At 62.3% G+C, this 21,101-nt stretch carries 18 protein-coding genes and 1 tRNA gene; 12 read left to right on the plus strand and 7 right to left on the minus strand.

Features of this window, described 5'->3' with window-relative positions; genetic code table 11:
- Positions 1-11: 11 nt before the first annotated feature.
- From OC450_RS26760 to OC450_RS26775, 4 genes are all read right to left on the minus strand, one after another.
- Positions 12-1,214 carry a class I SAM-dependent methyltransferase gene (locus OC450_RS26760; protein WP_211386719.1) on the minus strand — a complete coding sequence of 401 codons (1,203 nt, stop codon included), beginning with the start codon at positions 1,212-1,214 and terminating at the stop codon, positions 12-14.
- A gap of 53 nt (positions 1,215-1,267) precedes the next feature.
- Positions 1,268-2,281: a transketolase family protein gene (locus OC450_RS26765; protein ID WP_256808397.1), complete on the minus strand. Its 1,014-nt coding sequence runs from the start codon at positions 2,279-2,281 to the stop codon at positions 1,268-1,270.
- Positions 2,212-2,994, minus strand: coding sequence for a transketolase (locus OC450_RS26770; RefSeq protein WP_262048957.1), 783 nt, complete (start codon positions 2,992-2,994; stop codon positions 2,212-2,214). Before OC450_RS26770 ends, OC450_RS26765 begins: the two co-directional genes overlap by 70 nt.
- A 65-nt stretch (positions 2,995-3,059) precedes the next feature.
- Positions 3,060-5,219 carry a hypothetical protein gene (locus OC450_RS26775; RefSeq protein WP_262048958.1) on the minus strand — a complete coding sequence of 720 codons (2,160 nt, stop codon included), beginning with the start codon at positions 5,217-5,219 and terminating at the stop codon, positions 3,060-3,062.
- Between the two features lie 501 nt (positions 5,220-5,720).
- Here OC450_RS26775 and OC450_RS26780 point away from each other — a divergent pair.
- Positions 5,721-7,742 (plus strand): acyltransferase family protein, encoded by a 2,022-nt coding sequence (locus OC450_RS26780; protein WP_211386674.1) that lies wholly within the window; start codon positions 5,721-5,723, stop codon positions 7,740-7,742.
- On the opposite strand, the gene OC450_RS26785 is transcribed toward OC450_RS26780, so the two are convergent.
- Positions 7,739-9,160, minus strand: a complete 1,422-nt coding sequence (locus tag OC450_RS26785; protein WP_262048959.1) for a phosphotransferase family protein — start codon at positions 9,158-9,160, stop codon at positions 7,739-7,741. The two genes, OC450_RS26780 and OC450_RS26785, sit on opposite strands and share 4 nt — an antisense overlap.
- Here OC450_RS26785 and OC450_RS26790 point away from each other — a divergent pair.
- From OC450_RS26790 to OC450_RS26820, 7 genes are all read left to right on the plus strand, one after another.
- Positions 9,137-9,406, plus strand: coding sequence for a hypothetical protein (locus OC450_RS26790; protein WP_211386676.1), 270 nt, complete (start codon positions 9,137-9,139; stop codon positions 9,404-9,406). The two genes, OC450_RS26785 and OC450_RS26790, sit on opposite strands and share 24 nt — an antisense overlap.
- 337 nt (positions 9,407-9,743) lie before the next feature.
- On the plus strand, positions 9,744-10,550 hold the full coding sequence (locus OC450_RS26795) for a sporadic carbohydrate cluster 2OG-Fe(II) oxygenase (RefSeq protein WP_211386677.1): 807 nt from the start codon (positions 9,744-9,746) through the stop codon (positions 10,548-10,550).
- On the plus strand, positions 10,543-10,935 hold the full coding sequence (locus OC450_RS26800; protein ID WP_262048960.1) for an LIC12192 family sporadic carbohydrate cluster protein: 393 nt from the start codon (positions 10,543-10,545) through the stop codon (positions 10,933-10,935). Before OC450_RS26795 ends, OC450_RS26800 begins: the two co-directional genes overlap by 8 nt.
- Positions 10,936-10,962: 27 nt before the next feature.
- Positions 10,963-11,559, plus strand: a complete 597-nt coding sequence (locus tag OC450_RS26805; protein ID WP_211386720.1) for a WbuC family cupin fold metalloprotein — start codon at positions 10,963-10,965, stop codon at positions 11,557-11,559.
- The gene (locus tag OC450_RS26810; protein WP_256808398.1) at positions 11,556-13,313 is read left to right on the plus strand and encodes a hypothetical protein; all 1,758 of its coding nucleotides are present in this window, start codon (positions 11,556-11,558) and stop codon (positions 13,311-13,313) included. Before OC450_RS26805 ends, OC450_RS26810 begins: the two co-directional genes overlap by 4 nt.
- A gap of 237 nt (positions 13,314-13,550) precedes the next feature.
- Entirely contained in the window at positions 13,551-14,756 is a 1,206-nt protein-coding gene (locus OC450_RS26815; protein ID WP_262048961.1) for a class I SAM-dependent methyltransferase, read from the plus strand.
- A 3-nt stretch (positions 14,757-14,759) separates the two neighbouring features.
- Positions 14,760-15,794: a Gfo/Idh/MocA family protein gene (locus OC450_RS26820; protein ID WP_262048962.1), complete on the plus strand. Its 1,035-nt coding sequence runs from the start codon at positions 14,760-14,762 to the stop codon at positions 15,792-15,794.
- Here the strand turns inward: OC450_RS26820 and OC450_RS26825 are convergent.
- Positions 15,784-17,466 (minus strand): hypothetical protein, encoded by a 1,683-nt coding sequence (locus OC450_RS26825; protein ID WP_262048963.1) that lies wholly within the window; start codon positions 17,464-17,466, stop codon positions 15,784-15,786. The two genes, OC450_RS26820 and OC450_RS26825, sit on opposite strands and share 11 nt — an antisense overlap.
- Before the next feature lie 264 nt (positions 17,467-17,730).
- Between OC450_RS26825 and OC450_RS26830 the strand changes: the two genes are divergently transcribed.
- The 3 genes from OC450_RS26830 to OC450_RS26840 all read left to right on the plus strand — a co-directional run bounded on the left by OC450_RS26830 (position 17,731) and on the right by OC450_RS26840 (position 19,518).
- A complete protein-coding gene (locus tag OC450_RS26830) occupies positions 17,731-18,102 on the plus strand; it encodes a hypothetical protein (RefSeq protein ID WP_262048964.1) in 372 nt (123 codons plus the stop codon).
- 7 nt (positions 18,103-18,109) lie between these two features.
- Positions 18,110-18,616, plus strand: a complete 507-nt coding sequence (locus OC450_RS26835; RefSeq protein ID WP_211386682.1) for a hypothetical protein — start codon at positions 18,110-18,112, stop codon at positions 18,614-18,616.
- Between the two features lie 140 nt (positions 18,617-18,756).
- Positions 18,757-19,518, plus strand: coding sequence for a glycosyltransferase family 2 protein (locus OC450_RS26840; RefSeq protein ID WP_211386683.1), 762 nt, complete (start codon positions 18,757-18,759; stop codon positions 19,516-19,518).
- A 135-nt stretch (positions 19,519-19,653) separates the two neighbouring features.
- Here OC450_RS26840 and OC450_RS26845 read toward each other — a convergent pair.
- Positions 19,654-19,729 (minus strand) — tRNA-Trp (locus OC450_RS26845).
- A 148-nt stretch (positions 19,730-19,877) separates the two neighbouring features.
- On the opposite strand from OC450_RS26845, the gene OC450_RS26850 reads away from it, so the two are divergent.
- Positions 19,878-21,101 carry a serine hydrolase domain-containing protein gene (locus OC450_RS26850; protein WP_211386684.1) on the plus strand — a complete coding sequence of 408 codons (1,224 nt, stop codon included), beginning with the start codon at positions 19,878-19,880 and terminating at the stop codon, positions 21,099-21,101.

Raw genomic sequence — 21,101 nt, forward strand, 5'->3', positions numbered from 1 at the left:
CGGCTTGATCCCTACAGCGTCTCGAGGCGATCAAGCTCCCGCCAGATGTCGGCGGGCGCGAAGATCGAGAAGATGGCGTGCGGCCGGTCGAGCATGTTTTTCAGCTTCGCCGTCACCACGGCTTCATTCTCGTTGTTCACCGCGAGGAGACAAACGAGAGGCGCCGACGACTTCTTCAGCTCATCCGGCGAACGGATCGCGATGCGAGAGCCCGGCATGAACAGGCCCTGACGCTCCTTCTGATCGTCGATGGCGAAATCGACCAGCGAACCGAGCTCGAGCGAGTTGGTGTACGTGCAGGCCCGGCATCCGGCGCCATACATCACGATGTCCGTCCCTTTGGCCTTCAGGCGCGAGAGCGCGGGAACCAGGCGGCGCCCATAGTCGCGGGCCAACTCGCCGAACTTCTCCGCCGCCGCAGCCGATGCGCCGCCGTCGAACGCCGGCGGGTTCAGCTTGCTGCGGCGTGCCGTCACTGCAAGCGAGCCGCCGCTGAAATTGTACTTTTTGACGGCAACGGCCTCGAACCCCTTGCGCGCGAGCAAGGCCAGCAGCGTCTCCTCCGTGAAGTAGTTGACGTGCTCCTCCCACAGGACGGAGATGTCGCCGGCCGCGCGGCCCGGCGCGAAATCCGGAACGGCGATGAACAGGTAACCGTCATCGGAGAGCGTGCGGTCGATACAATCGAAGAAATTCTCGAAATCGCCGATGTGCTCGAGGACCTGGCGCGACACCACGAGGTCGAACTTGCCGTGACGTGCGACGGCGTCCTGACAGATCGCCGGGCTCACCATGTCGCAATGGACTTCGAGCCCGCGCTTTCGGGCAATCTCGCTCGATACTGAATTCGGCTCGACGCCGACAAGGGCCTCTGCACCGCGCTTGCGCAGCTCTTCGAGGAAACGGCCGTCGTTGCAGCCGATCTCGAAGACACTTCTCGGCTTGACGAAGGAGTGGATGGTGTCGAGCTCGTCGGGCTCGTGCGGCTCGACCTTCCAGCTGCTGAAGTTGAAGTTGAAGTCGCGATACAGGATATCGGGATCGATCGGCTCGGCGATTTGCGGCAGTCCGCAGGCATCGCAGACTTTCACGGCGAACGGAAAACGCTCTTCGCTCTCGTCCCGTTGACGCAACATCCGGTGGGCAATCGGCATGGGTCCGAGGTCGATGACCGGGCGCAACCGATCGGAGCGGCAGAGACGGCAGAGCTGCATGGTCACAGGGTCTTTCCGATTTTCAAAGCGAGGCGACTGTTCTGGGAACCTTGTTAGTCGGAGCCAACGGCCTTCCGTACCACGTCGGCGATGTTTGCGGCATGCAGGCCGAACGTTTCCATCAGCCATTCCTGGTTGCCGTAGTCGCTGGCGAAGACATCGGGAATGCCGATCCGGCGTATCCTCGGCACGCGCCCGTCGAAGCGCTCGACCAGCGCATCGGTGACGGCACTGCCGAGGCCACCAATGACCGTATGTTCTTCGACCGTGACGACGAGACGGGATGCGCGCGCGTATTTTTCAATGGCGGCGACATCCAACGGCTTCACCGTCGGCATGTGCAGAACGTGACAGGCGATGCCGTCCGCCGCCAGCATCTCTGCGGCCTGCAGCGCCTGCGTGGTTGCAACGCCGGTTCCGACGAGCAGGACCGGGTTCGATTTTCCGCCCTCGGCTTCGCGCAGCAGATAGGCTTGCCCGATCGCGAAGCCATGCTCCGGCCTGGTCACCACCCGGTCGCCGCCCTTGCCGAGCCGTATGTAGATCGGGTGCGGCCAGTCCACCGACACGGCCATGAACCGCTTCATCTCCTCGGCGTCGGCCGGCGCGACCACGGTCATGTTGGGCAGCGCCCGCATGATCGCGATATCCTCGATCGCTTCATGCGTGGGGCCCAGCGGTGCGTAGACCAGCCCGCCGCCGTTCGCGATCAGCCTCACCGGCAGGTCGTGCACGCATAGATCGACAGCGACCTGCTCGTAGCAGCGGCGGGTGATGAAGGTCGCAATCGTATTGACATAGGGAATCGCACCGTCCAGGGCCATGCCGGCTGCCATGCCGATGACGTTCTGCTCCGAGACGCCTTCCATGTACCAGCGGTCCGGAAACTGTTCCTGCATGCCGGCCAGCAGGCCGGGGCTGAGGTCGGATCCGATGAAGACGACGCGGTCATCGGCCTTGGCCAGCTCGTACACCATGTTAACGCAGGTCTGTCGCATCAGCGCGGCTCCAAGGCGGCATAAAGGCGCTCGCCGAGCTCGGCTGTAACCTTCGACTTGTGATGCCATTCGGGGTCGTGCTCGGCGAACGGGAGCCCCTTCCCCTTCACGGTGTGGCAGACGATCGCAGTTGGCCGGCCGACATCGAGCGGCACACGTGCGAAAAGTTTCTGCAGCTTTGCAACGTCATGGCCATCGACCTCCTCGGCCGCAAATCCGAAAGCCCGCCACTTGTCGAGCAGCGGCTCCAGTTCCTGGATGTGAGCGGTCGCGCCGGCAGACTGGATCTTGTTGTAGTCGATGATGGCGACGAGATTGGACAGCTTGTGCTTGCCTGCGGAAAGCGCCGCTTCCCATACCGAGCCCTCGTTGATTTCGCCGTCACCCATGATCACGAAGACGCGGCTGTCGCGCTTCTGCATGCGGGCGGCCAGTGCCATGCCAACGCCGATCGAGAGGCCGTGGCCGAGTGCGCCGGTCGAGGCCTCGACGCCGGGCACCTTGCCGTGCTCGGGGTGACCGCCGAGGATCGATCCCTTGCGGCAGAACGTCTTGAGCAGATCGGTCGGGAAGTAACCCTTGTCGGCCAGCAGCGCATAGAGGGCGAGGCATCCATGGCCCTTGCTCAGAATGCAGCGATCGCGCAGCGACCAGCCCGGCTCGCTGGGCCGATGGCGCAGCACGTCGTCATAGAGCACGCGCAGAATTTCGATCGGCGACATCGACGAGCCGACGTGACCGCGCTCACCACCGACCAGGGCGTCCACCACCAGGCGCCGCAACCAGATCGATCGTTCATCAAGTGGCAGGCTCTTTGGAGACCGGGCAAGAGCAACCGAATCGGCAGTCATCGTGGAGGGCTTTCGGGACGGGGTTGTTCCGCGGATTTCTTCAGGCGATAGAGCGTCAAGGTGGTGGAGCGCTCGCTCGTTGGGGCATAATCCTTGTTGATCAGATTGACAAGCTGCTCGGAGGCGTCCGGGGCTTGGTTCAGGGGACGGTTATCGACAAAGACGAGGTCGGCATCCCTGAACGAGCGGTCGGCGAAGGCGGGGTCAAACGCGAACATCAGCGGCATGAAAACCGATTTCGGCGGGCGTTGCGCTTCAGCCAGATAGGCCCAGTCGACGAGTGATACCACCAGGGCACGCTGATGAGGTGGAACATGCCGCTGGATCAACGCGATGTCGTCGGCCGATATCCCGGTCAGTAGCTGCGGCCAATCCCACCCCATCGTGTCGGTGCTCGCGAAATAGTCGCGGTAGGAAAGCTCGTCGTACAGATGCGAAGGTGCGACGATCGCCTTGGCAAGGCTGGGATAGGCTATGTAGGCCGGCAGCCCGTAAGGATACGGGTTCGCGCGATCGGTGACCTTGAGAAGAAACAATCCGGCCGCAAGAAAAGGCGCAGCCGCCACGCCGACACGCGTGGCCCTGCCCGCTTTTGCGAGGGCGATACGCGCTCCGGAAGTGCTCCAGAGAAAATGCCCCCACCAGCAGATCACAACGATGAGCGGCGCGGCATTCTGGTGCCACTCGGCATCCAGCGAACGATTGATCCATTTCGTCAGCATGCCGAGACCGACAAAGGACAGCATCGCCAGTACACCTGCGACCTGCCGTTCGCGCACGCTCAAGGCGTCAGGCCGGCACCACATGAAAAACCAGAGCCCGCCGATCGTGACGATGGCGACGGTCGGCAGGGGAAGGTTGTAGAACACGCTCCAGATCGTATTCCACCGCACCACCTCGCCGTCCCACCCTCCTGCGTAGGCCATGATCGGCTGCACGGCGGCAGTCAGAAACGACCAGGATAGCGACGACGGCCCCAGAAATAGCCAAGACACGGCAAAGAACATCGCGATCGATCCGACCACGAAAATGACGATCGTAGCGAGTTCAAGCGGCCGATTGCAGCGTGAGATGAATATCCCGCCGCATCCCGCCAGGATCAGATAGAGCCCGACCTCGGTATGCCAGAACAAGGAGATGCCGGCGAAGATCGACATCACGAGCACGGGCGCCAAGCGCTGCCGCCCTCCACAGAACCAGCCGAAGGCGAGCACGAACGGAAACAGCAATGGATATCGGGCCGGATATGCCGAGGGGGCATCGAACGCAAGATAAGTCGAGAAGTTCAGTACCGCGGTGAAAACGGGCGCGGCGAATGCCAGCAGCCGACTGCCGGTCAAAAACATCAGCAACAGATACTCGGCGCCATAGAACAACAAGGTGATTGCGACGGTCAGCTCGACGGCGCTGATCGCTACGTTTCTCCAGCCTGATCCCATCAGGTACGAGAAGGCCGGCCCCAGCCCCGGGCCGTAGTGAGAGTAGAAATCCAGACCAGGCGTCAAATGAGAGCCGTAGCTGTAAAGCCCCGGACCAACGAAATAGCTGATCTTCGCGATGCTGATGCCGATGTGCGCGGCCAGCCGGTCGCTACTTGCAGGGAGAAGCAGCATGCAGATGGCGACGATCGCAATCGCGTCGACCCAATTCACGCGGCGGGCGGTCGACGCAGCGATGACCGCCGGCTCGTATTGTCCGCGCCGCCAGCGAAGCGCAGCGACAACACTCGCCAGAGCCATGCACAGGAACAGGAATTGCAGACCCGTGCTTGCAGCCAACAGACCGAGGTGCGTGAGACCGACGATTGCAAACAGCAAGATGGCATTGCCGGGCGGCGGCATCTGACGCGCAGCGACGCGCCAATTGGCCAGGACGACCGCCACTGGGCCGAACATATAGAACGGCAGGTACAGAATGCGGTCGCGCAGTTCCGAATGAGTCAGATCGACGCCCGAGGCAATTGCGCTCTTCAGCGCCATCCACAGCAGCGCACATGCGATGAAGACGGTCAAAGCTACGTGGATCGAGAACCAGAATCGGGTGGGAATCTCGGCGAGAGCGGGTGCCAACAAGGCGACCTGCGATGCTGCCCGATCAGACTCGGCACTGCGCTCGAATGAAGCCTCGCCGTCACCGTGCTGTGCGCTTGAACTCATCGGGACGTGGCACCCTTCTGCCGATGCACGTTCGTTCTCGAAAGCAGACGCCGCCCGCCATCGCGCGCCGCGCGATAAATTCGATAGCAACCAATTGTAATCATTACATATTCCGACACAAAGAATACTACAATTGCCGCGTCAGCCGGTTACGACCTTCGCGAGCAGGCTATGAAAATGCATACCGGCTTTATCGCGCCAATCAAGAACTGATCTCGTTATCCGGACCAGGCGTTGGATGAAGGCCTTTCACGCGACGCGGCCTTCCGGTCGCCGTCATGGAGATTCCGCCTTCGCGTAGACAAGCTGCGGCGCTTTCGCTTGCCCGCAATCCCCCCGCTGTGATTACTTCCCCCGCCCGGGTGCGGATGCTATCAGGGCCGTCGGTGCACAGGCAGTCGCCCATCGTGCATTGCTCAAACGTTCCACTGCGTGAGCTTGTGTCTTCACCGTCATCGTCGTGGTCCTGAGCGGCCTGGCCTCAGCCCTGAATTCGCGTTTATGAACAACTCTCCCATCGGCCAAAACGAAAGCGTCGACTATCGTCCCGATATCGATGGACTCCGAGCGATTGCAGTCGTTTCGGTCGTCGCGTTCCACGCGTTTCCCGGCCTCGCGCCGGGCGGGTATGTCGGAGTCGACATCTTTTTCGTGATCTCCGGCTTTCTGATCTCCTCGATCATCATGAAAGGTCTGGATCAGAACAGCTTCAGCTTCGCCGACTTCTATGCCCGGCGCATATTGCGGATTTTCCCTGCGCTGATCGTGGTCCTGGGATCGTGCCTGATCTTCGGCTGGTTCACGCTGGTGCCTCACAAATATCAGCAACTCGGTCAGGAGATCGAGGCCGGCACGACCTTCGTGGCAAACATCCTGTTCTGGCGGCAATCGGGATATTTCGACACCGCAGCAGAGGCGAAGCCGCTGCTGCATCTGTGGTCGCTGGGCGTTGAAGAGCAATTCTATATCGTTTGGCCGCTGGTACTTTACCTGTGCGCTCGCGCGCGCATGAAGCAGTTGCCGGTCATCGTCGCCATCATGGTCGTTTCATTCGCGGCGAATTGCTACGCGGTCAGGATCGAGGCGGCCGACGCCTTCTACCTGCCGCACGCCCGATTTTGGGAGCTACTGGCCGGGGCAGTTCTCGCCTGGTTCAAACTTTCGGGCGCGACACGGGTCAAATCCGCCATCGACCAGTCCTTTCAGGCTCGCACCGGCCGCACGATCTCGCTCGCCGACCTGGAATCCGTCATTGGATTATGCCTGATCGCGATTGCTCTCTACCGTCTGAACAAGGACAGTCTCTTTCCCGGCTGGCGCGCATTATTGCCGGTGGGAGGTGCGTTCCTGCTGATTTCGGCCGGCCAGCAGGCGTGGCTCAACCGAAATGTCCTTTCAAATCGCGCGATCGTCTTCATCGGTCTGATAAGCTATCCGCTTTATCTTTGGCACTGGCCCGTCCTGTATTTCATCCGAACGAACGTGCTCGTTCCCTCCACGGCCCAACTTGTCGGCGCCATGGCATTGAGCGTTCTTCTTGCATGGCTCACGTATGTCGTCGTTGAGCTTCCGCTCAGGCGCAGCAAATCTCGCTGGCGTTCCCTCAGCCTATCGGCGACGGCGACTGCCGCAATCATGGCAGCGGTGCTCGGCGCCGGCTTTGCAGCCAATATCACCAACGGGCTTCCGCAACGAAACCTGGACAACGTTGCGAGCGTGCTGCAGTACCGGAAATACAACTACTGGATCGACTACAGGAACGACCACTGCCTGCTGTTCGGCAAGGAGCAGATTTTCTCGCCGATTTGTGTCGAGGCAGACAAGATCGCTGCCGGCGCTCCGGTGCTGGCCATCTGGGGCGACTCCCATGGCGCCCATCTTTACCGCGGGATCAAGGACAACCCGGCAAGCGACAGGTTCGCCATCGCTCAATTCACGTCGAGTTCCTGTCCGCCCGTCTTTGATTTCGACAAGGTTGGCGTTCCGCTCTGCCGTCCGATCAACGACTCGATCCGAAAGGAATTTGGGGAGATCAAACCCAAAGTCGTCGTGCTAGCTCATGACTGGCCGCAATCGGAGAAAGAGGACGCGCTCGACCGACTTGCCGGGACGGTGGAAATCCTGAGGAACATGGGGGTTGAAAGAATTGTCCTGATAGGCCCGGTGCCGCATTGGGAGGGAACGCTGCCCGATGTGCTGTCACGCTATGTCGGTGAGCACCATTCGGCGACGTTGCCCGGCCGCATGACCTTCGGAGTGGTCCACCACATGGAGGATATCGATCGCGATATGGCCGGGCGGGCCGCCACCCTCGGGATCGAGTACATTTCGCCAATCAAGCAGCTGTGCAATACGGATGGTTGCCTGACCATGGTGCCGGACGCACCCGATATTCCAATGGCGTGGGATGCCGCGCACTTCACCCGCGAAGGTTCGCGCTATTTCGTCAATCTCGTTGCCGAGAAGCTGTTTGCCCTGCCCCGGCTTGGCAGCACCGCACCGGCAAATACGCTGACCCGCTAGGTCGAGCTATCCGCGGTCTCGGCTCTGGCAAGCATCGCCTTCGCTTTCTCGAGCTGTTGCTCCAACACGTCGCGGTGCTCGGCCTGAACGCCGGCCGCGACCCTGCGCGCCCATCGCTCGGGCAGGAATTCGTTGAGCAGGATCATTGTCCATCGCAGGGCATAGAGCGGCAGGCAGACGCGCAGTCGCACGTCGAAACCGCGTTCTGCGCCGAACAGGCCGACCATGCCCTGGCGGAATTGCCGCGCAAGATCGGGCGACAAATTCATGCCGGGATGCAACATGAAATCGCATGTCAGCTTCACCGGGTCATCCCAGCCGAAATATTCGAAATCCAGGAACACGAGACGCCCATCCGGCCGCTGCAATGCGTTGTGAAAACCGAAATCGGACGGACTAAGGCAACGGGCGGACGAATCGAGCGGTGCGTCGAAATCCACATGCTCTCCACGGCACAGTTCCTTCGCACGCTCCACCGTACGAACGGCAGTTCCGGCAAATCGGACGGCGAGAAAAGCATCGAGATGTGCGTGCGAAGCCGCGGCGTCCTTCAGCACCGCAAACCGCCGCTCTACCTGCGCAACAATATCTGCGGGACTGAAGCAGGCCTCGGACGCGGTCGGCATCATGGCAGCGGTTTGGTGGCCGGAAAGCTTAAGCAGTTCGCCCACGAATGCTATCGCCGCCTCGACCGTGGACGCATTTGCCACGGGGGACTGTCCGTCGATCCAGTCATACAGTGCGAACCCTGACATGGGATCAGAGGCCAGCGGCGCCGGTACCTGCGTCGCACCGGCCTGTCGCATGAACTGAAGGGCCCTGAACTCCGTAGCCAGCCGGTCGCGCGGATCGGATGCCTGCCGGGGATATTGCTTGAGCGCAAAGCGCGCGCCGTCGACCGCGGTGATCCGGAACAATCGGTTGTTGCCGCCGGCTCGCACCGGCTCGATCGATCGTATCGGAGCCCCGATCAGATCGACCGCGATCCGCGTGGTCTCGTCGAGTATGTTGGCCGCGGCGGCTTCCGGTTCGCCAAGGACATGCCGCGTGATATCAGCCCAGGTCGCCTTGGCGATGATCGCACCGCTGCCGACGGGCGCGTTCCCAGACGTGAACAGAACCCGGCTGACGTCGCCTGGAAATGCCGGATCTACGAACACTTCCTCGAGGTCGTCTATGAAAACGGTGCAACCGAGCATCCCGATGCGCGCGATCTTCTCGGCGCGCGTGTCTGCGAAGAAGACGTTTGGGCGCACGAGTCCGCTGCGGTCCTGCTCGAAGAAGCCCCGCGCCTCCATCCAGCGCAAGGCGCCCTCGCGCAGGTCGGCTCGCGTCTCGTCATAGTTCGCAAATCGGGTCTTGTGGCTGACGATGAACAGGCTGAGTCCGCGCCGATGAGCCGCCTCGAAGAACTCCATCACGCCGGGAAACGGTACGGCCTCGTGCATGCGCGGCCCGTAGACCTCACCTTGCAGGACCTGCCACTTGATTTCGCCGTGATCGAGCTTGCGGACCGAGTCGCGCAGCTGCTTCTTGGTGCCCTCGAAATCGGCGGCAACCCAGCCTCGCCCGCGCGCGGCCTCTACGAAAACCGCGTCGTAATTCGCGATAGTGTTGTCGAAATCGACTCCGATCCGCACGAAACCCGCCTACTTCAGCTGTGACCCACCCGGGGCGCTCCGAGGCCCGACTCGGCTGGACGCCGGCCGTATCGCGTCAACCAGGCCACCGATCGTCCCCGCAGAAAATATGTCATGTCGACCTCTCCGAGGGCGGCATTTATCCGGGAATAAGGTTCGACGAGCACTTTGTCGATTCCTAAGTTTCAGCCGTTCCAGGCCGTTTTTGCAGAGCCCCGTTCGCAGTTTCCGGCGCCGGCCACGCCAGGCGGGACGTCCGGCAAACGGAGCGGAGGCCCATTCCGGTTTCTTCGCGTAGGGCCCTTCCAGTCGGCTTGCGATATCAGCTATAATTCGGCGCAGCACGCGGGAGTTGTTTTGCATGATCGACACGGCGTTCGTTTCGGCCGAAGAGCAGTCGTTAACCAACCGGTTCATCGACGAGGGGTTCATCACGACCCCGGCGGATGACCGCGCCGGGCTTGATCGGATTCAGCGGCGGGCCGCGGAACTCGCGGCGGATTTCCTGCGCCTGCCCCATTCCAACGATCCGCAGGATCTACTGGACAACATTCATACGCGGGTCAGCGTCGCCGAGCTCAACGCACTCCGAATGCACGTGATCACCGGTCTCAATGCGGAGCCGTGGCTGCGCCCGACCTATTTCCGCCTGGCGCGCTCGACGATCGAGACCATCGTCGGCAACGAGCTCTGCATGCAGCGCCGGGTCAATCTCAGCATCCAGCTCCCCGGCGACGACTCCTCCCTGCTCGCCACACATTCCGACGTCTGGTCGGGCGACTCGCCGTTCGAGGTCGTGGTATGGGTGCCCCTGGTCAATGTCCACCGGACCAAAGCGATGTACCTGCTGTCGCCGTCCCTGAACGGCGAGATGCAGGACCGGATGGCGAGCCTGCGCAGCGCTGAGGAGCTGTACAAGACGATCAAGCCGCACGCGACCTTCATCGAGATCCCCTACGGTCACGTGATGCTGTTCAACCAGACCCTGATGCACGGCAATCGCGTCAACGAGGAATCCAGCACGCGCTGGAGCATGAACTGCCGCTTCAAGAGCATCATGTCGCCCTACGCGGACAAGCGCTTCGGCGAGTTCTTCGAACCGATCCTGCTGCGCCCGGCGACACGGGTCGGAATGCAATACAAGCTGCCGGGAGGCTTCCATGGCTGAGCGAGCCGGCCATCGCGGCTATATCGGCGCCCGGCCGCTGAACGGCAGCCGCACTCCGCAGCACGTCCAGAACATCGTGATCCGCGACTACGCGAAGCGGAAGAACCTGCAATATCTGCTCAGCGCCACCGAGCATATCATGCCCGGCAGCTACATGGTGCTCGAGGACATCCTGGACGAGTTGCCGCGGCTGCGCGGCCTGATCCTCTACAGCATCTTCATGCTGCCGCCCGACGAAGCGCGGCGACGGGAGATCTACGACCGCGTGCTGCGCGAGGGCTGCGACCTGCACGCAGCCGTCGAGGAGATCACGCTTTCGTCGCGGGACGGCATTCAGGCCGTCGAGGACATCCTGCTGGTCAACAAATTCGCGACCATCCTCTGACAATGTCGCGAACAGCCTGTGGCGACCATGGCTTCATCTTCTTCGAGTGAAACGACCGAGCTGCGCCGGACGACGTCGCTACGCGCGCAGAATCCGGAAGTCTACTATTCCAATGACGCCATCGTCACTGCGGACGACGCGACGATCAGCGAGCTGAAACGCATCGCCGCAGGCAATCCGCGTTTGCGCAGCCGGCTATGCACGCATCCGGATCCATCGTCCGGCCTTCATGAGATGCTGATCGTGCATCATCGCGAGGCCTATGTTCGACCCCACATGCACCTGGGCAAGCCGGAGTCGTTTTATGTAATGGAAGGAACCGCGCAGGCGGTAATCTTCGAAGACGATGGCCGCATTCGCGACGTGTTCGAGATGGCGCCCTACGGACAAGGCTCCCTCTGCTACTACCGGATGCCCGAAAAGGTGTTCCATTCGCTTCTGATCACCTCGGAATGGCTGGTGTTTCACGAAACCACCGCTGGCCCGTTCGATCCGTCTCGCACGGCCTTTCCCGACTGGGCCCCTGATGGCAGCGATGCCTCAGAGGTCCACGAATACGTGGCGAGGATCGCCATGCTTGCCGCCGGGCATCGAGCCGGGCAAGGCAAGGTTCTGCGAGCGTGAGCGTCTTTGCCGGTTTCGATGATTTTCGCATGAAGACTGCCTCGAAAGCAGCAGCTCACCGTTCCTGGAGACGGCCAGGCATTGCCTATGTCTACCTGGCAATGGCACTGGCGATCGCCGCGAGCGTGCCTGCGCTGTTCGCGCGCCAGGTCTTCGGCGACGACTGGACCGTCTACTACATCTATTGGACCCAAGGCGCAGTCGGTCTTGCGCGCCTGCTATGGGAGGCAGCCCATGCCGGCTTTGCCATCCCCATGACCGTGTCTGTTGCGCTTTTGCCCGACATGCCCGATCTCGCCGCGCGGCTCGCCGGACTGGGTTGCCATATCGTGAACGGCATATTGCTTTACGCCGTTCTTTCACGATCACCGCATACAAGGCGGATCAGGGACCTCGTCACGGCGCTGTTCCTGCTCAGCCCATTCTATGCAATTCGCCTGACGCAAAACGCGGTCTATGACTTCTTTCTCCTGTTCTATTTGCTGTCCTACGAGTTGAGCTACTCGAAGGTCCGGGCACTCCGATGGACGGCGCCGTTCAGCCTGCTCTTCGCATTGTCCCTCGAGACACTGATCGCCCTCGAGCCGCTCCGCATCGTGCTGGCGCGGTCCCCGACCGAACGTTGGACGCAGACGCTCGCACGTCTTGTTCCGTTCTGGCTGGCCATCGCGGTCATGATCGTGCTGCGGCTGACAATTCTGGGAAAGAGCGGTCACTACGCCGGGCAGTATGGTTTCACGCCTGACATTGCCGTCATCAGCCAGGCACTGGCTACCCATCTGCTGGCCTTCCCGCGCGGCCTCGCCTACGCATACTCCCAAGGCTTCAAGCTTCTCGGCCGCCCCGTTTCGACCATGCTGACATTCGCAGCGATCGCCGTATTCGTCCTGTTCTCATCAGGCGCACTGCGGACGTCCTGGATGCTCAAGAGCCGCGCCTCGACCGGAAGCCTGCTGCTTTTGCTGCTGTTGGGAGCCGCAATGGCCGTCCTCGGCGCCATTCCCTACGCGCTTGCCGGGCTCTATGGCGACATGGGACGGGGCGAATCGAGACTGCTCTTTCCATCGCAATTCGGCATGTTGATCCTGATGGCCGCCATCATGCAGATGATTCCGACACCCCGTCTTCGTACGGCGGCCGCTGGTGGCGTGATCACAATTTTCGCACTTTCGTTGGTGCACGATTCCAAATGGCTGCTGTACGACGGGCTGGTCACCGGTGACATGCAGCGGCAGGTCCGTGCAGCCTTGCTGGCGGATCCCGAGCCCAAGGTCGTGAAGCTCCTGATCTCGGACAGTTACGGCATTCCATTCCGCGCGCGGTGCCTTGCGGCAAATGACATGAATGTCGCACAAGCGACGCTGCGTGACGAAGGTCGAGGACGATCGTTTGTCTACACCGACTTTTGCGGGGATCTTACTTCAGGGGCCGCCTCGCGCGGCCGCTGCTCGATTTCCTACCTCGAATTCTTTCCTTGCCCACAACGCCAGGAGACCTGGCGTTATCGCGCCGCGCCCGCGATTCCGCCGCTCAATGACATGAGCTTGTTCGAGATCCTGAGGGAGGTCCTCGAGGATGCTCCTTCAGCCACCGGAGGCCGTGGGGAGCTCATGCAATTGAAGGATGGCGAGCCGACGCCCCTGGCGAGAGCGGAGTATCGGCCGCCGTGCCGACGGCCTGGCGTCCGTGGGGCGGCTTGGCTCCTGGCCCTGCCGTCACCCGCATGCGATGAAGCATCTCCGGGAGTTCAGTAGAACGTCCAGATCGAACCTGGACCCGGGCCCGGCAACTTAAGAATTGTGACGCAGCCTGCGGCGCTATATAGGCTTCAGCGACGCCGCGTGTGTTTTGGCGCCGATGTTCGCCCGTCATTCCGCAAAGAGCCCGAACAGTGACCGACTCTTGCCGCCTCCGCCCTTCGACCGATCCGTGGCCGGTCATTGACCTCTCGAGCGAATTCGGTCGGCGCGCGACAGCCACAGGGGCGCAGCATGGCTGAGGACAAGCTTTTCAACTATTACGAACGTCAAAACATCCTGCCGACGTTCGCGAATTTCAAGTCACCCGGCGAACTCGATGCCTATGCCCGTGCGCGCCGCGAGCTGTTTTCGGACAAGCTGGTGTTGCCGCCACGCCTGTTCCGTGACGCCGAGGTCCTCGAGTTCGGTCCGGATTCCGGCGAGAACGCCCTGGTGTTTGCCGGCTGGGGCGCAAACATGACGCTCGCCGAACCGAACCGGCAGGCCCACGCGCGGATTCAGGCCTATTTCTCGCATTTCGGGCAGACCGCCCGCCTTCGCGAGCTGGCATCGTCAGATGTCGAAGGATTTGGGAGCGATCGCCGCTTCGACGTGGTCGATGCCGAAGGCTTCATCTACACGATCCAGCCGAGCGCGACCTGGCTTCGCATTTTCCATCGCCTGCTCAATCCGGACGGATATGCCATCGTTTCGTATTACGAGCGCTACGGCGGCTTCTTCGAACTCGCGCTCAAGGCCATCCATGCGGCCGGCAAGGCCTTGTCGGAACGTCCAGCGCTGGAAACGGCGAAGCTGCTGTACGAGGCGAAATGGAACAGCATTCCGCACACCCGCAGCTTCGAATCCTGGCTGATGGACGTGCTCGAAAATCCCTTCGTCCGACGCCGGTATTTCCTCGATGCCGTGGAATTGTGCACGTCGGCGCATGAACTGGGGTTCGACATCCATTCGGCATGGCCGTCGTACCACGACAATGTTGACGTCTACTGGCACAGGAAGGTCCTGTCCTCCGACGAAAAGCTGCGTCGCTCCGTGCGCCATCTCGAGCGGAGCCGACTGAGCTTCCTCGGCGGACGAAAGCTCTATCTCGTCGGCAAGGCCGACGCGGTGAGCACGATCACGACCTTGATCGAAGGTCTGCTCGTCGACGTCGACAGGCTGATCGACGACCCCTTCGGAGACAGCCTTCCCCGTGTGATCTCGAGCCTCGCCGAATTGCGCGACACAGCGCGCGCGACCGAGATCTTCGCTGACGATGCTGCCGACATCGCAGCAATCAACGCGACGCTCGACAGTTTCCATCGCATCTTCAGCGCGATCGGACAGCGCGATTTTTCCGCGGTCACGGCCCTCACCCGAACTGAAGCGGCGTTCATCAACACCTGGGGACAGCCGACGCACTTCCTCGTCGTTCGCAAGCGTTTCGAGGAAGAGTAGCAAGTGCGTCCTGGCATTGGCATCATCGGGACCGGCATGGTCGGCCAGATGTGCCATCTTGCCAATTTCGTTGCCAATCCCACCTGCCGCGTGGTCGCGATCGCCGATCTCCGACCGGATCTCGCTGCCGCGGCGGCGCAAAAATTCGGCATCACGCGAGTCTACGCCACACACCGGGAACTGCTTGCCGACAACGAAATATCCGGCGTGGTCGTGGTGACGAAACGCCGGGCCACGGGCCCGATCGTCCTGGATGCGCTGAACGCCGGACGGCACGTGCTGTCGGAGAAGCCGATGGCCTACACGACGGCACAGGCAAGCACGCTCGTCGCGGCTGCCCGGCGGCAGAGCCTTGTCTACAGCATCGGCTACATGAAGCGCCACGACGCCGGCGTGGCGCGCGCGCTGGCCGAGCTGGCGCGCATTCGAAGCGAAGGGACGCTCGGACGCATGATCGGCGCGCGAGGCTGGTGTTTCGCCGGGAACACCGGCGGATCGCGCGAGACCTTCGTCATGACCGGCGAGACCCGGCCCGACGGGCTCGAGCTCTGGCAGGACGGTCCGGACTGGATGCCGATCGCGATGCGGCCGGGCTACGACAACTTTCTGAACGTCTTCAGCCACATCATCAATCTGGCGCGCCATGTGCTCGGGCCTTCGCCCGCTGTGGCCGAAAGCAGCGTCGAAGTCTCCGGCGCCGCGCGCCTCACTCTCGACTTCGACGGCGTCGGCTGCGTGCTGGAACTTGCAAATGGATCGGAGGGCGCCTGGCGCGAAGGACTGACGATCAACTTCGAGCGCGGCGCCGTGACCATCGAACTGCCGGCTCCCTTTGCCGGGGAAGAGGCGCAGATCATCCTCGACTGCGATGGTCGTCTCACCCGGCTGCCGCGCGAAAAGAGTTGGGCCTTTCGACGTCAGGCCGATGCATTCGTCTCCGATATCATCGAACGAAAGGCTCCCCTGGCGTCCGGCGAGGATTCGATCGTCGACATTGCACTGGCAGAGGCGGTCTGGAAGCGGCAGGTCACTGGCTAGGCTTCGCGCCTTCGATCGGCAGGATGCCGGCGATCGGCCCAACGTCGATCGTGACCTGCGCGAGTTGATCCAGGAACTGCGATACATCGCAGCGCGCAAGCAGCCGGCAGGCGTAATATCTCCGAGCCAGCACCATGTTCGGCGCGGCGGCGGGGCCAGGCTGCAATGAGATCGTCGCCTGCCGTCCCGACGGATCGAAATGGCGGAACGCGCTTCCGGGCGCCGTGCGCGCCTCTTCCATTTCCCGGAGGATCGACGGCCTCTCCGCACGCAGCGCGAAACCGAAGAAGGGCTGATTGCCCCAAGCGAGCCGGAGGATGCCGCTGACCTCGGCGAGACCGAACGGCACGTGTCGCGACGGGAAATCGACGAAGCCGTCGTCGAGCGCGAAGACCGTCGCAGCCGGCTGGGTCCGGCTGGCGAGAGCGCGCGCCAGGGCCTCCTGCTTCAGTGTCCTCGCCTGCATGAAAATGTAGCCGTTCCACAGCATGCCGATCGACAGCATCGTTCCCAATCCGAACACGACTGCAAAGGCGAGGCCGGGACGGGTCCAACGTTCGGCCGCCCGCTTGAAGGCGAGCAGCGTCAGCGCCGACGGTAGGCCGAACATCAGGAGATGACGGCTCTCATAGAAATGCGATGTCGCAGGCCTCAGGCCGGCGATGAGATAGGGGAGCGACAATGCCAGGAACAGAATTACGGCGAGCGCGAGCGGCAGGGCGTTCAAGCTCCGACAGCCGGTCGGCTCTGTGTCGGAGCGCAGCAGCATCAACGCGATGCCGACGAGGACCGCGGCAAGGATGAAGAGCTTTGGGCTGTCGACCGCCGCGTGAAGGGTGTTGACGACGACGTCGGTGTAGCCGGTGGCAAAAAAGACCCTCCACCCCTGCACCAATTCGCCCAGGTTCGGCAAATGGGCGTTGTAGTGCTGCGCATATACGCCGCTACGCTTGAACCAGACATTGAGCGCGCCCCAATAGACCAGAGGCAGCACGACCAGTTCGGGATAAGCCACGGCGCAGCGCCAGGCCGCGCGCCATGTGCGGCGAACGAAGCCCTGCCCCGCGTCACAGGCCCGCCAAAAGGCAACGAAGAGACCGAACATCAGGAAGGCGTAGAGCACGATCGTCGAGTTCAATGCGAAGCTCAGCAGGAACACGAGCGCACACATCACGCGGAGCAGCAGGGATCGCAAGCCGCCGGCGCCATAGGCGAGACTGAGCAGCCACGCGCCGACGAACGACAGCCCAAAGCTCAGGACGTAGACCGCGTTCGCCTTGCCCGCCCAGAGCTGGTAGCCGGGATAGGTCCAGACGATCAGTGCAACGCCGACGGCCTCGGCGCGGTCGAGCAGATTGAGCCGCGTGGCCGTCAGCACCAGGCATGTCGCGCCGAAGAGAATTCCGGCGATCGCCATCGATACCATCGCAACAATTGGAGCGCCCGTCCAATTTGCGAAGGTGTCGTAGCTGTAGAAAATCGGATGGCCGGCACCGGACAGCAGGAAATCGATGTCGATGACGAAATCAGGACGCGGCTTGAGCACCAGCCAGTCGTCCATGAAGAGACCGTCGTTCAGCAGCATAGGCGCGTGCGCAGCCAGCAACACCACGAGGAGGATTGCTATCGGGCGCAACAGCGAGGATTTGCCCGGACGGTGGAGTAAGGTCATCGGGCGTAGATTTCGCACGCTTGCCAGAGCCCCGCAAGGGAGCGAAGCCGGCCTCCCTTGACCGGAAAAATCCGACCACCTATAGACTTTTCAGTCTGGCTCGGCCTGAGAGGCAACCGGGGCGATTTTCCGCAAATGAACATGCTTCCGGGTCCCGCGCAGATCGCTGCGATTTGTCTCAGTGCCGCGCTTCCGCTGCTTTTGATGTGCTATGCGCGGATCATTCGCGGATCTGGCCGTCGCTTTCGGCTGGGATGCGTGAGCGTGGTCGTTCTCTTTGTCATCGCCTGCATCGCGATTCCGGGTCAACGAAATCTTGACGACGTGCTCGGCGGTCTCTTCCTGCTGGCGACGGCGATCATGCTTTGCTACGTTCTGTTCAGCCTGCTGGCCTGGGGTTTCACGCTGACGCTGCTCACGTCACTGGTCCAGGCCGGGCGCCCCCTCACGTCGGAGCAATGGGCCGCGGCCTACATGCAGGGCGGCGACATCGGGACCTTCGCGCACAATCGACTGAAGCTCCTGACCGGTTCGGGACTGGTGATGACGACCGATGACAAGCTGGCGCCGACGGCCAAGGGGTTGGCGGTGACTTATCTCGTCAAGCTGGTTCGCTTGTCGACCGGCCTTGGGTGAATTTTCGATGTCCTTTGCTGTCGGGTTCATCGCCGCCATCGCCTTCGCCCTGCTGGCACCAGTCCTGCAATTCATGGCCCGCGCTTTCGCGTGGTCGATTGCGCCGGTGATCCTGCTCGCAATCGGTGCAATCGTCTCACATGGTTTCGGCGTCGTACTCGGCGTTTTGATCGTCCCGCAATTCCGGTATTGGGACGCCGCCTCGATTTTCGCGTTTTGCGTCATGGGCTATGTTTTCGCCTTTGGGGCGGTGTACAAGTCGGTTTCGCTGGAGATCCTGCTGAGCCTCGTCGACCGGCCGGAGCGGACCGCCCCGCTATCCGAGGTCGTCGAACGCCAGGTTCCACATCTGTTCCAGGGACGAGCTAAGATTCTTGTCGATGGCGGGCTGGTCGAACAGGTCGACTCGCGCTTTGCCGCGACTGCGGCCGGCCGGAACATGGCAGGCCGCATCGGTCGTTTGCGCCGATTCTTCGGCATTGGAGACACGGGCCTCTACGACTTTATCGATTAGTTGCCTTGAGGACACGCCCCCGCCCAATTGTGACAGTTCCGCAGACCGGTGTGTCGGCGCGATGTTGTTCGGTCGGCGCGGATGACTTAGAGTTGCATCCGGTTTCAACTATACAGAGTGGCCGGAAACGGCAGTATCCGATGACATCTCCCAAGGCCGCCAAAAAGCTGACCATCGTCATTCCGGCATTGAACGAGCAGGACAAGATTGCCGACACCATCGACGGTGTCTTGCCGCTGGCCCGCGAGCTGCTCGACGATTTCGAGATCTTCCTGATCGACGATGGCAGCGATGACGCGACCGGCGCGATCATGGACGACTACGCGACCAGGGATTCGCGGATCATCGTGCGGCATCACGCGGAACGGCGCGGCGTCGGCGCTGGCTTCAAATACGCGCTGTCCCATGCGAAGTTCGATGCCATCACGCTGATCCCCGGCGATCACGCCTTTCAGGACGAAGGCATCGCCAGGATGTTCAAGGCGGCGGGCGCCGCCGACATTGTGATCACCTACCGCGACAATCAATCGGACCGTTCCGTCAATCGCTCGATCCAGTCGCATTCGCTGCGGTTCATCCTCAATTGCCTGTTCGGCTTCTGGTTGTCCGACTACCACAGCATGATCATCTACCCCGTGAAATGGCTGCGCCAGATCGCGGTGGACGTCGACGGCTACGGCTACCAGATCTGCTCCCTGATCTCGCTGCTCCAGCTCGGCCTCACCCACGTCCAGGTGCCCGTGAGCCTGAATGCGGAGCTGAAGGGATCATCGCGCGCGCTGCGTCCGCACACCTATCTGCAGCTCGGCCAGACCATCCTTTCGCTGCTTCGCCGCGTGCCGATCCGCAACATTGATCTCAGCCAGGTGCCTTCGGACGCCGGGCGGACCGCTGCTCGCTGAGCGGCGGTCGAAGACCGCGCGCGCGACCATCGGGTCGCGACAGGTCTGTCTCAGGCCTTGAGGGCCTATCTCCGGGATTCAAGACGCGAGACCTTGTCCAGCCCGCCAGCAACTAATCTAACTATTTGATTTCGCTGGCAGGAGTGGCAGGGCTCGAACCTGCGACCCCCGGTTTTGGAGACCGGTGCTCTACCAATTGAGCTACACTCCTACGAACCTGCGTTGCCGCGGCTCAGGGCCGCTTTCAAGCACAGGGGGCGACCGGATTGCAAGGGAGAAGCGCACCGGCGCCGCTTGTTCACACCGCGACTTCTGGGCGAAGGTTGGTCTCCAACGACAAGAACAACCCGGGAGCCCCCATGACCGCCCAAGCTGCCACGACAGCCCCCTCCACAGCCCAGACTCCGCCTTTGCCGGAAGCCCGCCCCGAAACGCTCGGGCTGTCGCGTCCCCGCCTCCAGGCCATGTCGGACGCTTTCAAGCGCGAAATCGACAAGGGAACCGTTCCCGGCGTCACCGTGCTGGTGGCGCGGCGGGGCCAGGTCGGCTGGTTCGAGGCGCTCGGCAGGCAGAACCCGGCGGCCCCGGCACCGATGGCGCAAGATTCGATCTTCCGGATCTTCTCGATGACCAAGCCGATCGTCTCGGTTGGCATCATGGCGCTGGTCGAGGACGGTTACCTCCTCCTGAACGACCCTGTGGCCAAATTCATCCCGGAGTTCGGCGATCAAAAGGTCGGCGTGGTCAGCGGCGGCAAGCTGGAACTGGTTCCGCCCAAGCGGGCGATGACGGTGCAGGACCTGCTCCGCCACACCTCGGGCCTCACCTATGAGCACCAGGGCGATGGCCCCGTGCACAAGATCTACCAGGACTCGCGGGTACGCAGCCGCAAGATCACCAATGCCGAGCACGCCGCGATGGTGGCGAGCTTCCCGCTGGTCTGCCATCCCGGTGACGAGTTCAACTACAGCCGCTCCACCGATATCCTCGGCCGCATCATCGAGGTCGCCAGCGGCAAATCACTCGGCGCGTTCCTGACCGAGCGCGTGCTTGCCCCGCTCCGAATGGCCGAGACCGGCTTTGCCACGAGCGAGGCCAATGCCGGTCGGCTGGCCGAGCCGTTCGCGGCCGATCCCTGGACCGGCGACAAGGTCGCGCTGTTCAACATGCTCGAGCAGCCTGTGATGGAGTCCGGCGGCGGCGGTCTCGTCTCGACCACGATGGACTATGCCCGCTTCGCGCTGATGCTGCGCAATGGCGGCACGCTCGACGGCAACAGGATCATCGGCCGCAAGACGCTGGAGCTGATGGCCTCCGATCACCTCGGGCCGCACGTCGTGACCAACGGCACGCTGCTGTCGCCCGGGCACGGCTTCGGCCTCGGCTTCGCCGTGCGCCGCGAGGCCGGCATCGCGCCCTTCCCCGGCAGCGTCGGCCAGTATTTCTGGAGCGGCATTGCCGGAACGTTCTTCTGGATCGATCCGAAGGAGGATCTGTTCGCGGTGTTCATGAGCCAGGGCCCGGGCCAGCGCGACTACACGCGGACGCTGGTGCGGGATCTGGTCTACGCGGCGGTTGAGTAG

It is taken from the genome of Bradyrhizobium sp. Bra78, assembly GCF_024519855.1.
Lineage (GTDB): Bacteria > Pseudomonadota > Alphaproteobacteria > Rhizobiales > Xanthobacteraceae > Bradyrhizobium > Bradyrhizobium japonicum_G.